The organism is Terrihabitans aquatilis, from assembly GCF_052542005.1.
This window is the reverse complement of sequence record NZ_JBOCUO010000002.1, coordinates 407,491-422,894: the sequence shown is the minus strand read 5'-3', so window position 1 is coordinate 422,894 and position 15,404 is coordinate 407,491. Positions and strand designations below refer to the sequence as shown.

Sequence of the window (15,404 nt, the reverse complement as noted above, 5' to 3'; positions counted from 1 at the left end):
CCAATCTATGCCGTGGCCGGGCCCGCGAACAGGGGCCTTTCAGCCGGATGAGCGCAGGGATTTCAGCCGATAGAGCGCCTCCAGCGCGGCGCGGGGGGTGAGGGCGTCGGGATCGAGCGCGTCGAGGGCCTCCAGCGCGGGTTCTTCCTCGGCAGGCGGGGGAGCGCTGGCGGGCTGGGCGAGAGCGGCGAACAGGGGCAGGTCGTCGATCAGGGCCTTGCGCGGGGCACCGCGTTCGGCGCCTTCGAGTTCGGCGAGGATGGTGCGGGCGCGCTCGACCACGGCGCCGGGGAGGCCGGCGAGCTTGGCGACCTGCACGCCGTAGGAGCGGTCGGCAACGCCGGGCGCGACCTCGTGGAGGAAAACCACGTCGCCCTTCCATTCGGCCACGCGCATGGTGACGTTGACGAGACGCTCGAGACGCTTGGCGAGCTGCGTCAGCTCATGGAAATGGGTGGCGAACAGCGCCCGGCTTCGGTTCGTCGCGTGCAGATGCTCGACCGTAGCCCAGGCGATGGACAGGCCATCGAAGGTGGAGGTGCCGCGGCCGATCTCGTCCAGGATGACAAGCGAGCGCTCCGTGGCCTGATTGAGGATGGCGGCGGTTTCTACCATCTCGACCATGAAGGTGGAGCGCCCGCGTGCGAGATCGTCGGCCGCGCCGACGCGGCTGAACAGCCGATCGACCACGCCGATATGGGCGGATGCGGCCGGCACGAAGCTACCGGCTTGGGCGAGGATGGCGATGAGCGCGTTCTGGCGCAGGAAGGTGGACTTGCCGCCCATATTGGGGCCGGTGACGAGCCAGATTTGACCTGCTTCTCCGTCACCGACCGACAGAGTGCAATCGTTGGCGATGAAGGCCGCGCCGGCCAAAGCCTGCTCGACAACCGGGTGGCGGCCGCCCTCGATCTCGAACGCCAGCGAGCGATCGATGCGGGGACGGGCGTAGCGTTGCTCGACCGCGAGCTCGGCGAGAGCTGCGGCCACATCGAGCCCGGCGAGTGCGTCCGCGACCTTCTTCAGCACCTCGTGCGCGGAGATGATCGTTGCCGACAGAGCTGCGAAGATCGCCATTTCCCGCGACAAAGCGCGGTCGGCCGCGGCGGCGATGCGGGTTTCCAGGTCGGACAATTCGACCGTGGAGAAGCGCATGGCGCCCTGCAGCGTCTGGCGATGAACGAAGGTTTCATTCCACGGGGGAAGCCGCAGCTCCTCCCCGGCCTGGGCGGGCACCTCGACGAAATAGCCGAGAAAATTGGTATGCTTGATGCGCAGGGTGCGGTGGCTGGTCTCTTCGGCATAGCGCGCCTGCATGCCGGCGATGACGCGGCGGGAATCGTCACGCAATGCGCGCTGCGCGTCGAGCTCGGCGTCCTGGCCCCCACGCACGAAGCCGCCATCGGAGGTGCGCAACGGCAGATCGTCGGCCAGCGCGTCGCACAGGGCCTTTTCCCATGCCGGATCGGGCGAAAGCAGTGCGGCGCGGATGCCCTCGAGGACGGCCGGGAGGTTGCCGTTCAGCCGCGCGGCAAGGGTGCCGGCGGCTATGAGCCCGTCGCGGACGCAGGCGAGATCACGCGGGCCGCCCCGGCCGAAGGCCAGACGCTGCACGGCGCGGGCGAGATCCGGCGCGGCCTTGAGCGAGGTGCGAATGTCGCTCCGTAAGGCGGCATCGTCGACGAAATGCGAGACCGCATCCAGCCGCGCGAGAATGGCGTCCGGGTCGGTGAGGGGACTGGCGAGGCGCTCCGCCAGAAGGCGGCTGCCGCCGGCCGTGACCGAGCGGTCCACCGCATGGAGGACGCTGCCGGTCTGCTCGCCGGACAGGGTGCGGGTGAGTTCGAGGCTGGCGCGGGTGGCGGCGTCGATTTCGAGAAAAAGCCCGCGTTCCGAGCGGCGGGGAATGGCAAGCGGCGGGTGGGCCGCGCGCTGGCTGCGGGCGACATAGCTCGCGGCAAGCGCCGCGGCGCAAAGCTCGGACCGGCTGAGCGCGCCGAAGCCATCCACGGTGGAGGTGCCGTAAATCTCGCCCAGGCGGCGGGCGGCGCTGGCGCCATCGGACATATCCCGGCCGGCAGGCGCGAGCGGAACGCCGAGACTTCCGAGAAGCTCGGCGAGGGCGGCGTCTTCGAGGAAGCTTTCCGGCACCACGATTTCCGCGGGTTCGAGCCGCGCCAGCTCCGCGCCGAGGCCTTTCTGGCCGGCCTCCGAAACAGCGAAGATGCCGGTCGAGATATCGAGCGCGGCGATGCCGAACACGACCTCCTCTTCGCCCGTGCGCAGGCGCGACAGGGCGGCCAGGCGATTGGCGCGCCGGGGATCGAGCAGATTGTCCTCGGTGAGGGTGCCGGCGGTGACGAGGCGCACCACATCGCGCTGGACGACGGATTTGCCGCCGCGCTTCTTCGCTTCCGCCGGGTCTTCGATCTGCTCGCACACCGCAACGCGGAAGCCGCGCTCGATCAGCCGGTGCAGGTAATCCTCGGAGCGCTCGACCGGCACGCCGCACATCGGGATGTCGGCACCCCGGTGCTTGCCGCGCTTCGTCAGCGTGATGCCTAGGGCGCGGCTGGCCAGTTCGGCATCGTCGAAGAACAGCTCGTAGAAATCGCCCATCCGATAGAACAGGAGGCAATCCGGATTGGCGCTCTTGATCTCGAGATATTGCGCCATCATGGGCGTGACGCGGCTGTCCGCCCCGCTTTGCCCCTCGCTCGCCGTGTCCGCTTTCATGCCGTCTTTGCTAGCAGAGAGCGCGGGCGGTTTCACGCCATCCCATGCGGCTGGCTGTGGACGGTTTCAGGCGGCGTGGCGGCCGGCCGAGGGTCCGTAATAATCGATGTAGCGCGGATTGATGATCTTGCGGGGCAGGATCATCAGCACGTCGGTGGTGCCGAACTGGCGATCGACCACCGCGCCGTCACCCACCATGGCGCCGAGCCGCAGATAGCCCTTGATGAGGGGCGGCAGCGCACGCAAGGCCGCCTTGGGGTCGATGGCTTCCTTCGGGATGAGGTCCATCGGCACGCGGTGCTGCGCCAAGGCGCGCGCCGCCCATTCGCCGCCGGCGGTGTGATAATGGTGGAGGTAGCTGAGCGGCAGCGCGAGCGCGTTGGGATCGGTGCCCTCCAGGCTGGCGCAGCCGAACATGATGTCGGCGTCGTGAGCCAGGATGTAGGCCCAGATCCCCTGCCACAGCAATTCGACCGTGCGCTTGTCGCGGTAGGCGGGCAGCACGCAGGAGCGGCCAAGCTCCAGCATGTTCTGGCCGGGATGGGCGGCGAGAAGCGGCGCGATGTCGAATTCCGACGCGGTGTAGAAGCCACCGGCGATCCGGGCCGCGTCCTGCCGCAGCAGGCGATAGGTGCCGACGACACGGGGCTTTTTCGGCTGGCCGAAATGCCCCGGCGCGAGTGTGTGATCGAACACCACGAGATGATCGCAGACCGCGTCGTAACGGTCCTTGTCGCGGCGGGTGAGGCGCGCCGCCGGGCTGGGAATGGCCGACATCTCCTCGAAGAAGACGCGGTAGCGCAGCCGCTGGGCGCGCTTGATCTCCTTGCGCTTGTGCGCGAGGCGGACTTCGAGGTTGCCGATCCGGCCGAGGGTCTCCGGCATCCGTTCCGGCCCATGCGGCGTGGCGCCGGCAAAACCCGGCCACCATCGGGCGGGCTTTACTGCGAAAGGCGGGAACAGTGAAGTAACGTTCTGCATAACACCTGTTCCAACACATTCTCAGGACAGATGTGTGACAAATATCCGGCCCGGTTAAACTAGGCGGCCAGCGCGACCTTGTCGACCAATGTCCGATAGGACAGGGCTTCGGCGAGATGAACGCGGCCGACCTCCTCGGCCCCGGCAAGGTCGGCGATGGTGCGGGCGACCTTGAGCACGCGATGATAGCCGCGTGCTGATAAGCGCATGGCGCTGGCGGCCTCCTGAAGAAGGCGCAGGCCCGCTTTGTCCGGCGCGGCCGCGACCTCGATCGCGCTGGCGCCGGCCTCGGCATTGGTGCGGGCGGGCAGGCCCATGGCCTCATACCGGAGTTTCTGCATGCCGCGCGCGGCGGCGACACGGGCCGCGACTTCACGGCTGCCTTCGGTCGGCGGCGGCAGGAGGAGATCGGTGGCCGTGACGGCGGCGACCTCGATGTGCAGGTCGATGCGATCGAGCAGGGGGCCGGACAGGCGGCTGCGATATTCATCGGCGCAGCGTGCGCCGCGCCGACAGACATGGCCAGGCTCGCCGGCGCGGCCGCATTTGCAGGGGTTCATGGCGGCGATGAGCTGAAAGCGGGCCGGATAGGTGATGCGATGATTGGCCCGTGCCACCGAAACATTGCCGGTCTCGAGCGGCTGGCGCAGCGCATCGAGAACGGCCGGCTGGAATTCCGGCAGCTCATCGAGGAACAGGACGCCGTTGTGGGACAGCGCGATCTCGCCGGGGCGTGGGCGGACACCCCCGCCGACAAGGGCCGCCATGCTGGCCGAATGGTGCGGAGCGCGGAAGGGCCGTCGGTCCGACAGCACGCCGCCCGCCAGATCGCCCGCGACCGAGCGGATCATGGCGAGCTCCAGCAATTCCGGCGGGGCGAGCGGCGGCAGGATGGACGGCAGGCGCGCGGCCAGCATGCTTTTGCCGGCGCCGGGCGGGCCGACCATGATGAGGTTGTGCCCGCCGGCAGCCGCGATCTCCAGCGCGCGCTTGGCGGTTTCCTGTCCCTTCACGTCGCGCAGATCGAGATCGTCCGGCACCGTTTCGCGCAGGCCGGGGCGTGGGCGGGCCATCAATTGCGTGCCCTTGAAATGGTTGACGAGCTGGATGAGGGATTGCGGGGCGAGGATATCCAGATCGGCGCTGGCCCAGGCGGCTTCCGGCCCGTCGGCGGCGGGGCAGATGAGGCCGTGGCCGCGCGCATTGGCGGCGATGGCGGCCGGCAGGACGCCCGCGACCCGGCTGATCGTGCCGTCGAGCGCCAGTTCGCCGAGCACCGTGTAGCCGGCAAGAGCTTCCTGAGGCAGAGCGCCCATGGCGGCCATGAGGCCGAGCGCTATGGGAAGATCGTAATGGGAGCCTTCTTTCGGCAGGTCGGCCGGGGCGAGGTTGATGGTGATGCGCTTGGGCGGCAGAGCGAGCCCCGATGCTGTGAGGGCGGCACGCACCCGCTCGCGTGCTTCGGTGACGGCCTTGTCGCCGAGGCCGACGAGTGTGAAGGCGGGCAGGCCCGAGGCGAGCTGGACCTGGACGTCGACCGGCTTCGCCTCGATGCCTTCGAAGGCCATTGTTGAGACGAACGCGACCATGAATTGCTCCCCAGCAATGATGACCGCACGCTGGACGAAGCGGGCGTGCGCGTCAAGAACATTTGAAGAACATCAATGGGTTCGACGCCGGGCTCCTTCCAGAATGCGGGCCGCGAGGGCCTCGTAATCCTCGTCGAAATGGTGGCCGCCCTCGGTTTCGACTATCTCGATGCCCTTGCCGGCGAGGGCGGGGCAGGCGCTGTCGTCCTCCTCGCGTCCATAGATGCACTGGATCAGGGCGGGATCGATGCGGGCAAGTTCCGGAAGGGTGGGATGGCCCTCGGCGGTGGCCTGTCCAAGCCACCCGGCGACCGAGATTTCGTAGCCCGCCTGTTCGGAAAAGCCGAGAAGGGATATCTGGGAAACGAGCTTCTGCGTGGCGGCGGGGAGGAGATTGAAGACTTCGGGCAGCATATCGGCACCGAAGGAATAGCCCACCAGAAGAACATGCTTTGCGTGCCAGCGTGTGCGGTAGCGGTCGATGATGGATTTGAGGTCGCGGGCGACGTCTTCCGGCTTTTTCTCGGACCAGAAATAGCGCAGCGAATCGACGCCGATCGTGGACACGCCACGGGCCTGGAAGGTTTCGGCGATGGTCTTGTCGAGGTCGCGCCAGCCGCCGTCACCGGAATAGACGATGGCGATCGTGTCGGATGGCGTGGTGGCGGCGAGTTCGACGAGGGGGAGCGCGGACAGGCGGTCGTCGGCTTTCGTCGGCGCGGCGAGGCTTGCGACAAGAGCGACGGCGAGCGCGTGGGATGGAGTGTCTGCGGTGTCAGACGCCTCGATGGCGATGCCTCGAGCGGCGACGGCCGTTACCACGCCGCGGCCGTTCTGGCTTGCGGCCGGCGTCGAGAGCGCGCGGATGGCGGCGATGCCGGTTTCCGGCGGATCGGCATCGAGACCGCAGAGCGGCTTCGCGAAGGTGGGCGGAGCTTCGGCATCGACGGCGATGGCCGCGCCGATGGTGGCGGCGGGGGTCTGCTGGGCGATGGACAGGACAAGGCCGCCGCCTTCCGCGAAGCCGCCGATGACGGGCGAGCGATAGGTCTGGATGCCGAGCTCGCGCTGCACCTGATAGCTGACGCCTTCGAGATCGCTGACGAGATAGAGGCATTCGCCGTCGTCGGCGTCGAGGCGCGTCTTGTAGTCCGCCAGGTCGATGCCGATGGCGGCGATGCCGGCGGCCTGCACCTCCTCGGCGGCGGCCTGTTCGCGCGCGCCCCAACCATCGAGGCCGGAGACGATGTAGGCGACGCCCTTCGCAGAAATGGCGGGCTTGAGGATGAGGGGGGTGCCGAGAAGACCGGCGTCGAGCGGGGGAGCGGGCGGCGGTGGCGCGACCTCCTGCGCGGCGGCAGGAAAAGCGAGGCCTGCGAGCAGGAGAGCGAGCCGGATTTTCACTTCGTGATGACCCCCTTCAACCCGCCGCCGATCAGCGCCGCGACATCGGTGAGCGCGATGGCCGGCTCGATGCCGCCCGGCACCGCGAAATAGCGCGGGCTCCAATGCGGGCTGAATTTGGTCTTGAAGGCCCGCAGGCCCCGAAAATTATAGAACCGCTCGCCGTGCTCGAACAGGGCGCGACCGATGCGGTGCCAGAGCGGCGCGGCCGGGCTGCGCGACATGCCCGACAGCGGAGCCATGCCGAGCACGAACCAGTGGAATCCCTGGGCCTTGAAATGAAGGCACAGCGTGGTGAAGAGAAATTCCATGGCGATCTTGGGCGCTTCCTTCTCGAAGCGCATGAGGTCGATGGAGGCTTCCTCCCGCGTCTGCGTGGTGAGCAGATTGGCGAAGGCGACGATGCGGCCCTCGTGGCGAAGGATCGCGACGGGCTGAGAGAGGATGTAAGTGGGGCTGAAGGCGCCGAGCGAGAAGCGTTTTTCGCGCGCCTTGTGATGGGCCAGCCAGGAATCCGAAACGCGCTGGAGGTCCGTCAGGATGGCGGGAATGTCGGCGATTTCGACGATTTCGAAAACGAGGCCTTCGCGCTGGCCGCGCGCATGGGTCTGGCGCAGGGTGGCTCGCCGGGAGCCGACGAGGTCGAATTCGGTGAGGTCGAGACGTGCTTCCTCACCGAGCTTAAAGGCCTGCAGGCCGACATCGGCGTAGAGCGCCAGATTGTCGGCGGCGACCTGGTAGAACACGGCGCGGGCGCCGGCTTCGCGCGCAGCTTCCACGAAGCGCCAGATGAGCGCCGGCCAGGCATCCTGCGGGCCGATCGGATCGAACAGCGCGACCCAGGTGCGTGCCCGCGCGCCATACATGATGAAGGCGCGGCCATCTTCCGAAAACATCAGGCTCTTGTCGCCCGTGCGCGCCAGATTGGCGTCGGCCTGTGGCTGGCCGTCGATGATGGGGCCGATGCGCTCGAGATCCTCGGGAGTGGGGATGGTGGCGGGATAGCGGGCGTGGCGAAGCAGGTTCCAGCCGGCGATGCAGCCCGCGAGAAGGGAAATGCCGAGCAGAGCCCGCAGCGAGCGCGGCGCTTCGGCCGAAACCTCGAACTGCCACCAGAGCTCGTGCACGTAATCGACATCGCGATAGGCCACGAACAGGACGGCCAGGGCGGTGACGAGAATGGTGGCGATGGCCGCGAGCCAGGCCGGCGACAGGATCTGGTCGGTCAGCAGCGAGGGGCGGGTGAATTGATCGCGCGTCGCGATCAATGAGAGAAGCAGGAGCACGAGGAGGCCGGCCTCGATCAGGGCGACGGCCTTGATCAGCGACAGCACGATGGCCGCGCCGATGGCGAACAGGGCGATCCACCACGCGCCCGTGAGGCGGAAGGCCAGACCGCGCGCCACGATGAGGAGGCCCAGCCCCAGAACGCTGGAGAGGAAATGGGCGCTTTCCAGCACGAACAGGGGCACGATGCCGGACAGCGCGCCGAGCGCGGCGTCGGTCGCGGGCGTGACGCTCGACAGGATGAGGATGGCGCCGAGGCAGAAGGTGAGCGCCGACAGCACGGCCGGAGCCACGCGGGCCGCGTTGCGGATGGCCGTGGAATGCGAGCCCTGGACGATGCGGCGCGCGGTGAGAAAGCTCGCGGCCAGCGCGGACACGAACAGGGGCAGCAGATAATAGATCGCGCGATACAGGATGAGCGCGCCGAACACCTGGTTGATCGGCATGTGACGGCCCATGACCGCGATGATGACGGCATCAAAGACGCCGATGCCGCCCGGCACATGGCTGAGAATGCCGAGCCCGACCGCGACGCTGTAGATGGCGATAAAGCCCGGCAGCGTCATGCCCGAATCCGGCAGGAGGAACCAGAGCGCCGCGCCGGAGCAGGCCAGATCGCCCGCCGCGATGATGATCTGAAGGGCGAAGATGTGCGGCTTCGGCAGCCGGATGACACGGCCGAACAGGCGCGCTTCCTTGCCGAGCGCGGATAACACGCCGAGGAAAATGACGAGACCGACGGTGGCCCAGCCCGCCCCCTGCAGCAGCGAAGGAGGCAGGCGCAAGGGCGCCGCGACGTCTTCGGCCACGAAGATCAGTCCGAGGCCGGTGACGGAGGCGATGCCGAGCGTGAAGGTGGCGGTGACGAAGGCGACGATCTTGCCGATGTCCTCGGCGTCGAGGCCCATGGGCGCGTAGAAATGATAGCGCACCGCGCCGCCCGTCAGGGGGCCGAAGCCCGCGACATTACCGACCGCATAGGCGAAGAACGAGGTGAGGCCGACCTGCGGATAGGGCAGCGGGCGGCCGATGAAGCGCAGCGCCGACACGTCGTAGAAGGACAACGTGATGAAGCTGGCGAAGGTGGCGAATATGGCCAGACCTATCGACGACCAGGGGGTCGATGCCAGTTCCTGCGCGATGTCCTGATAGGTGACCTCTTCGGCGAAATGGCTGAGCGCGAGCCAGACCAGGCCGAGCACGATCGCCACGACCAGGGCCGTGACGGCATGACGCCATGGGCCGAGACGCGCCAGCGAGAAGCGGCCGGTCTCCTCCTCGGGAGCGGCCGGGACATCTGTGTTAGGGGCGGCCATTCGGCACCGAAGAAAGAGGACGTTTCGCGGCGGTCGGCCGATCAGGACCGGCGTGCGTCGGCGATCCTGTCCCAGATGATTGCGGCAATATCCGGCCCGCCGACCCGCTGGATGGCGCGAATGCCGGTGGGCGAGGTGACGTTGATTTCGGTGAGGTAATCGCCGATCACGTCGATGCCGACGAACAGGAGGCCCATCTTCTTCAATGCGGGGCCGATGCGCTCGCAGATCTCACGCTCGCGCGGCGTGAGTTCCGTGGCCGCCGCCTGGCCGCCGCGCACCATATTGGAGCGGAGATCGTCGGCCGCCGGAACGCGGTTGACGGCGCCTGCGAATTCGCCATCGACGAGGATGATGCGCTTGTCGCCCTGGGCCACGGCCGGAAGGAAGGTCTGCACCACCCAGGGCTCGCGCCACGTGGTGGAGAAGATGTCGATCAGGGAGCCGTAATTCTGATCGTCCTGCCGGACGCGGAACACCGCCGCGCCGCCATGGCCGTACAGCGGCTTCATGACGATGTCGCCATGTTCGGCTCGGAAGCGGGCGATCTCGGCGGGATCGCGGGTGACGAGCGTCGGCGGCATCAGGTCCGGGAATTCGGTGACGAACACCTTTTCCGGTGCGTTGCGGACGGAGGCCGGATTGTTGACCACGAGCGTCTTGGGGTGGACGCGCTCCAGCAGATGCGTCGTCGTGATGTAGGCAAGATCGAAGGGCGGGTCCTGCCGCAGCAGGATGACATCGAAATCGGAGAGCTTGCGCCGTTCGCTTTCGCCCAGAGTGAAATGATCGCCGGCCCTGTCGCGCACCTGCAGAGGCTCGGCGCGCACGAAGGGCGTGTCGCCGACCAGAGCGAGGCGATCGGGCGTGTAATAATGCAGCTCATGGCCACGCGCCTGCGCTTCGAGCAGCAGCGCGAAGGTGGAATCGCCGGCGATGTTGATGCGGTCGATGGGATCCATCTGGACGGCGACGCGAAGGGCCATGGCTGATTTTCCGTGGATGGCGGTCAGAACTGGGTATCGAATGCCGCTTCGAGATGGCGCGGCAGATGGCCGGGCGCAACCAGAACGGCGTCGAAGCGCATGTCATAGCCCGAGAAACGGGGATGACGCGACAGGAATGCCTCGGCACCCCGGACAATACGGCTGCGCTGAAACGGCAGGATCGAGGCGGCGGCGTCATCCAGCGTGGCGCGGGCCTTGACCTCGATGAAGACGAGCGTGCGGCGGCGCAGGGCCACGAGATCGATCTCGCCCACGGGCGCGGGGTAGCGCCGGGCGAGAATGCGGTAGCCCTTGAGGCGGAGAAGCAGGGCGGCGATTGTTTCCGCGCGCAGGCCGAGCGTGTAGGCGGCGCGCCGTGCCCGACCTTGCCGCGTCATTCGTCGCTGCTTTTCGCGAGTTCGAGGGCGCGGGCATAGACCTCGCGCCGGGGCGTGCCTGTCGCCTTCGCCACCTCCGCAACGGCGTCCTTCAACGAAGCGTTCTGCAAGGCCTGGCCGAGGGCGGCATCCAGATCATCCGCTGAGGCGGCCTCCGGCTCGCCGGGAGGGGCGATAAGAAGCACGATCTCGCCTTTCGGTTGCGGCGCGTCTTCATAGGAAGCGGCGAGCTCTGGCAAGGTGCCGCGTCGGATCTCCTCGAACTTCTTGGTGAGTTCGCGGGCGACCGCCGCGGGACGCGGTCCCAATACGTCCGCGAGATCGGCCAAAGTGGCGGCGATGCGTGGACCGGTCTCGAACAGGACGAGCGTGCCGGGAATCTCGGCCAGCGCCGCCGCGCGGGTGCGGCGGGCCGCGCTCTTGGGCGGTAGGAAGCCTTCGAAGAAGAAACGGTCGGTCGGCAGGCCGCCGAGAACGAGGCCAGTGAGGACGGCGGAGGCGCCCGGAAGCGCCGTGACGGGCAGGCCCTGATCGGCCAGATCACGCACCAGCTTGAAGCCGGGATCGGAGACGAGCGGCGTGCCGGCGTCGGAGACCAGCGCCAGTGCCGCGCCCGCTTCGAGGCGGGCCAGCACTTTCGGCCGCATCTCGGAGGCGTTGTGCTCGTGATAGGGCAGGATCGGCGTCTTGATGCCGAAATGGGTGAGGAGCTTGCGGGTGACGCGGCTGTCCTCGGCCAGGATGGCGTCCGCCGCGGCCAGGGTGTGGAGCGCGCGCAGCGAAATATCACCGAGATTGCCGATGGGCGTGGCCACGACCGAGAGCCCGGCGGGTGGGCGCACCGCATCGATGGCGATGCCCTCGATCCAGAATTGCGGCGCGGCCGATGTCGCGGGCCTCGTTCGGCCGGCATTGGGAGCCGGGCTTGGCATCGGTGAATCCGTCGTTTACCACAGGGGCCCGGACGTTACGCCGTGACCCTTGCAGGGGCAATGCGGCGAACGTGGATATTGCCGCAGCTCGCCACGACGAGGCGCGGCCACTCACGATGGAATTCGGTGAGCCAGATGATTTCCGCCGCGTCTTTTCTGCAGACCTTGCCCCGTTTCGCCGTGCTGGGCTTTGCCGCGCTCGGCCTCGGAGCCTGCGTCTCTTCCGGTGGCGGATCGGCCCCGCGCGCCTCCGCTCCTGAATCGTCGACCATGGCGGCACCCACGACCGAAGTGTCCTCCGGGCAACTGGACGCCGTGACGCCGGGTGCGGCTAAGGTGGCGCTGATCCTGCCGCTGACCGCCAGCGGTGGCGCGGGCGAGGCCGGTCGCTCGATGAAGAACGCCGGCGAGCTGGCGCTGGCCGAGCTTGGTGTGTCGAGCGTGCAATTGATCGTCAAGGACGATGGCGGCACGCCGGCCGGTGCGGCCAGCGCGGCGCAGGAGGCCGTGAACGAGGGCGCGGAGATCATTCTCGGGCCGTTGTTCGCGCAGGGCGTGGTTTCGGCCGGCCGCGTGGCCAAGGGCGCAAATGTGCCGTTGGTGGCCTTCTCGACCGATGCCAGCGCCGCGACGAACGGGGTGTATCTGCTGAGCTTCCTGCCGCAATCGGACGTCAACCGCATCGTGGCGCATGCCGCCAAGAACGGGAAGAAATCGTTCGCGGCGCTCCTTCCCGAGGATGCCTATGGCAGCGTGGTCGAAGGTGCGTTCCAGGAGGCGGTGGCCAAGAATGGCGGGCGCGTGGTGGCGCTGGAACGCTTCGCCAATGCCGGAGCGATCGGCGCTGCGGCGGGACGGATCGCCCAGGTCTCGGCCTCGGCCGACGCGATCTTCGTGCCCGACGAGGCGCCTGCGGCGGCTGCGGCTCTGGCCAAGGCCGGCGTCGATCTCAAACGGGTGACGGTGCTGGGCACCGGCCTGTGGGACGACGGGGCGGTGCAATCGTCGGCGGCTCTGGCGGGCGGCCTCTATGCCGCGCCAGATACAGCGGGCTGGCGCTCGTTCCAGCAGCGCTATCGTGCGCGCTACGGGTCGGACCCGGCGCGGACCTCGACGCTCGCCTATGACGCGGTTTCGCTGGCGGCAGCGCTCAGCCGTTCCGAGCCGGGCCAGCGCTACACCGCGCAGGCGCTGACCAATGCGTCGGGTTTCCAGGGCGTGGACGGCATCTTCCGCCTGCGGGCAAACGGCCTCAACGAGCGTGGGCTGGCGGTGCTGCAGGTGGGCTCGGGCGGGGCGCAGATCGTGGCCCCGGCGCCGAAGAGCTTTGCCGGTGCGGCGGGTTTCTAGCCCCGCTGTTCACATAGACCGGGCCAGGGCCATGCAGCTTGTCTCGCGCAGGCCCATGCGTGCGAAGTCCGGAATGCTGGGGCGCTGTGCGAACGCCTCCTTGATGGCGTCCTGATCGCCATGCTCGATGGCATTGGCGCGCATTTCGAAAATGCGCGCCCGTTCCACGAACCGCGCGAGGTTTTCTTCCCACATGGGCGGTTTTTCGGGGAGACTTGCGTCCGCCAGGATGAAGGCTTGGCTTGCCAGGACCCAGGCGTTGGCCAGCGCGCGCAAGGCCGGTGCCGCTTGCGGACTTTGCGGGTTGCCTCGGCGGGCCGCCGTCATCGCCTCAAGGTTTTGCTTGCGCGACAGATCGAGGCCAGGAGCGCTGAGATCGTTGTGAGCGGCCGAGCAGGCCTGCGCGGCGATGGGAATGAAATTCGCGAATTCGGGCGGATTGCCCAGCGAGTCGAACAGGTGGGCGCAGTCGCGCCGGTCGAAGCCCAGCCTGGCCAATGCGTCGGATTGGGAGACGCTGCTCGTATCCAGATCGTCGACCGGCGGCCATTGCCAGTTTTCCAAATCCGCCAGGAAGGCCAGGCGCTTCCTGTTGATCTCGATCTTCGACCGGCCGTAGGCGAGGTAGGCTTCAAGAGCCGGCGAGGACGGCAGATTTCGCATCTGCGCGATGGCCCGCTCCAGATCGGCGTTGACCGCCCGTAGCAACTGCGAAACACGGGCTGCCTCATCCGGAGAGGGTGCGCCCTGCTTGCGCAGCTTGCGCGCGATGAGGTCGATGCCCGCATCCCGCGCGGCCTTGAACGTCCGGTAGTCGCGGGCGTCGATGATGTCCCGGCACACAATGTTGGCCTGGGTGGCGAAAGCCTGATCCTTGGCCATCGCAGCCGGGATGGCCAGAAGGGTAGCGACAACAAGCAACAGGCAGCGTTTCAACGTTTTCTCCCGATCTATGCTCAGGACGAATGTGGTAGGCCGAAGCTTGGCGGTCGGTCATCAATTGCCGACCCCTGCGGAGGTTTGTCGTTGATTGCAGATTCGTAGAAGGCTGTCACACGTCACTGGAGGTACAGACGACTTTCGATCAGTCAGGAGACACTTTGGAACTGATCTCTGATCGCAATGATGAGGTTCTGTATTTCCTCTTCTACATGCTTTTCCTCTACCCGCCTCTGATGTTCTTTTCGGGCTGGGCGATACCAGCCGCTCGACCATTAATGCTGCACGGGAACTGGTATGTTCGGCGTTCCTTTGACCTACTGGTCGCAATCGTGCCCTACGGTCTTCTCAGGGGCGGGGCCGCGTTGATCGAGGTCGTATCCTAGGACGGCCGCTTTCCTGAGGCTCGACTTGGCAACAGCGCTTAGCCGTTCCGGGCCAGCCCTACACCGCGCAGGCGCTGACCAATGCATGAGGCGTCGACGGCACGAACGCCTTCTTCCGTCTGGGCCGCGGCGGGGCCTCTAGGGGGCTGGCAACGATATTATCGACTCGATGTGCAGAAGCTCGCGCTTCAGCGTGGGCACCACATGGTCGATGAAGGCCCGCACGACGCCTCCCTTCGCGCGATCGCGAGGGAACACGATGTGCACGGCCATTGGCGGCGGCTCGACATCGGAAAGAATACGGACGAGCCGGCCGGCGGCGATATGATCCGCGACCTGATAGGATCGGGCGCAGATGATGCCGTGTCCGCGCAGGGCGGCGTCGATGGCGGCCGCGGCGTTGTTGACGCTCAATCGGGTGCGCACTCGCACGGACCGCATCCGCGTCCCGCGATCGCTCGCCACACGGAAGGGCCACAGTTCGCCGTCGCCTTCCGCATTTAACCCGATGCAGTCGTGGCGATCGAGATCGCCCAATGCGAGCGGTGAACCATAATTGGCCAGATAATCGGGAGACGCGCAGAGCAGCGTGCGTATGTCGCCGACGTTGATAGCCGTCAGTGTTGAATCGGGAAGCGGCGCAAGGCGCACCGCGAGATCCACACCTTCGCCTATCAAATTGACGATCCGGTTTACCATCAGAACGCGCGCGGCGACGTGAGGATGGATTCGGAGAAAGCTTTCGACGAGAGGCATTACCTTCAGGCGCCCAAACAATTCAGGCGCTGTAAGTACTATTCCGCCACCAAGAGGCGTCCCGGAGCCTCCGGGCTCGATCTCCCTCAGTTTCGACAGTACATCGCGCCAGATTGCCAGGTGGCGGTCGCCGGCCGGAGTGAGGCTGATCTTGCGGGTGGAACGCCGCAACAGCGTTTCGCCGGCATGATGCTCGAGGAGCGTCACCGCGCGGGTAGCGGCCGCCGGTGAGCGGCCATGCCGCCGTGCTGCGGCAGCGAGCGAACCCTCATCCACCGCCGCCACGAACAGCGCGATCGCATCCAGCCGATCCATTATTTCAGAACCTGCAATCAAGCCAATCT

Annotated in this window: 11 protein-coding genes; 1 reads left to right on the top strand and 10 read right to left on the bottom strand. The window is 67.2% G+C overall.

Translation table 11 applies throughout. The annotated features are described in order from the left end of the window. Positions 1-39 precede the first annotated feature (39 nt). The 8 genes from mutS to rsmI form a co-directional block, all read right to left on the bottom strand. Positions 40-2,736: a DNA mismatch repair protein MutS gene (mutS, locus tag ACQ6S1_RS08010; protein WP_445040662.1), complete on the bottom strand. Its 2,697-nt coding sequence runs from the start codon at positions 2,734-2,736 to the stop codon at positions 40-42. Positions 2,737-2,802: 66 nt separating this feature from the next. Further along, a complete protein-coding gene (gene olsB, locus ACQ6S1_RS08005) occupies positions 2,803-3,717 on the bottom strand; it encodes a l-ornithine N(alpha)-acyltransferase (RefSeq protein ID WP_445040661.1) in 915 nt (304 codons plus the stop codon). 59 nt (positions 3,718-3,776) lie between these two features. Then, complete coding sequence (locus tag ACQ6S1_RS08000; RefSeq protein ID WP_445040660.1) at positions 3,777-5,306, bottom strand: YifB family Mg chelatase-like AAA ATPase; 1,530 nt, start codon at positions 5,304-5,306, stop codon at positions 3,777-3,779. A 72-nt stretch (positions 5,307-5,378) separates the two neighbouring features. Next, on the bottom strand, positions 5,379-6,710 hold the full coding sequence (locus ACQ6S1_RS07995; protein ID WP_445040659.1) for a virulence factor family protein: 1,332 nt from the start codon (positions 6,708-6,710) through the stop codon (positions 5,379-5,381). Continuing rightward, entirely contained in the window at positions 6,707-9,313 is a 2,607-nt protein-coding gene (gene mprF / locus ACQ6S1_RS07990; protein ID WP_445040658.1) for a bifunctional lysylphosphatidylglycerol flippase/synthetase MprF, read from the bottom strand. Before mprF ends, ACQ6S1_RS07995 begins: the two co-directional genes overlap by 4 nt. Before the next feature lie 41 nt (positions 9,314-9,354). Then, on the bottom strand, positions 9,355-10,299 hold the full coding sequence (gene gshB, locus ACQ6S1_RS07985) for a glutathione synthase (protein ID WP_445040657.1): 945 nt from the start codon (positions 10,297-10,299) through the stop codon (positions 9,355-9,357). 23 nt (positions 10,300-10,322) lie between these two features. Beyond that, on the bottom strand, positions 10,323-10,697 hold the full coding sequence (locus ACQ6S1_RS07980; protein WP_445040656.1) for a YraN family protein: 375 nt from the start codon (positions 10,695-10,697) through the stop codon (positions 10,323-10,325). Further along, positions 10,694-11,629, bottom strand: a complete 936-nt coding sequence (rsmI, locus tag ACQ6S1_RS07975) for a 16S rRNA (cytidine(1402)-2'-O)-methyltransferase (RefSeq protein ID WP_445040655.1) — start codon at positions 11,627-11,629, stop codon at positions 10,694-10,696. The genes ACQ6S1_RS07980 and rsmI overlap by 4 nt, the downstream gene beginning before the upstream one ends. 135 nt (positions 11,630-11,764) lie before the next feature. Between rsmI and ACQ6S1_RS07970 the strand changes: the two genes are divergently transcribed. Then, positions 11,765-12,979 carry a penicillin-binding protein activator gene (locus ACQ6S1_RS07970; RefSeq protein WP_445041240.1) on the top strand — a complete coding sequence of 405 codons (1,215 nt, stop codon included), beginning with the start codon at positions 11,765-11,767 and terminating at the stop codon, positions 12,977-12,979. A 9-nt stretch (positions 12,980-12,988) separates the two neighbouring features. On the opposite strand, the gene ACQ6S1_RS07965 is transcribed toward ACQ6S1_RS07970, so the two are convergent. Both ACQ6S1_RS07965 and ACQ6S1_RS07960 read right to left on the bottom strand, forming a co-directional pair. Then, entirely contained in the window at positions 12,989-13,915 is a 927-nt protein-coding gene (locus ACQ6S1_RS07965) for a hypothetical protein (protein WP_445040654.1), read from the bottom strand. Positions 13,916-14,442: 527 nt separating this feature from the next. Continuing rightward, entirely contained in the window at positions 14,443-15,375 is a 933-nt protein-coding gene (locus ACQ6S1_RS07960) for a LysR family transcriptional regulator (RefSeq protein ID WP_445040653.1), read from the bottom strand. Between the last annotated feature and the right edge of the window lie 29 nt (positions 15,376-15,404).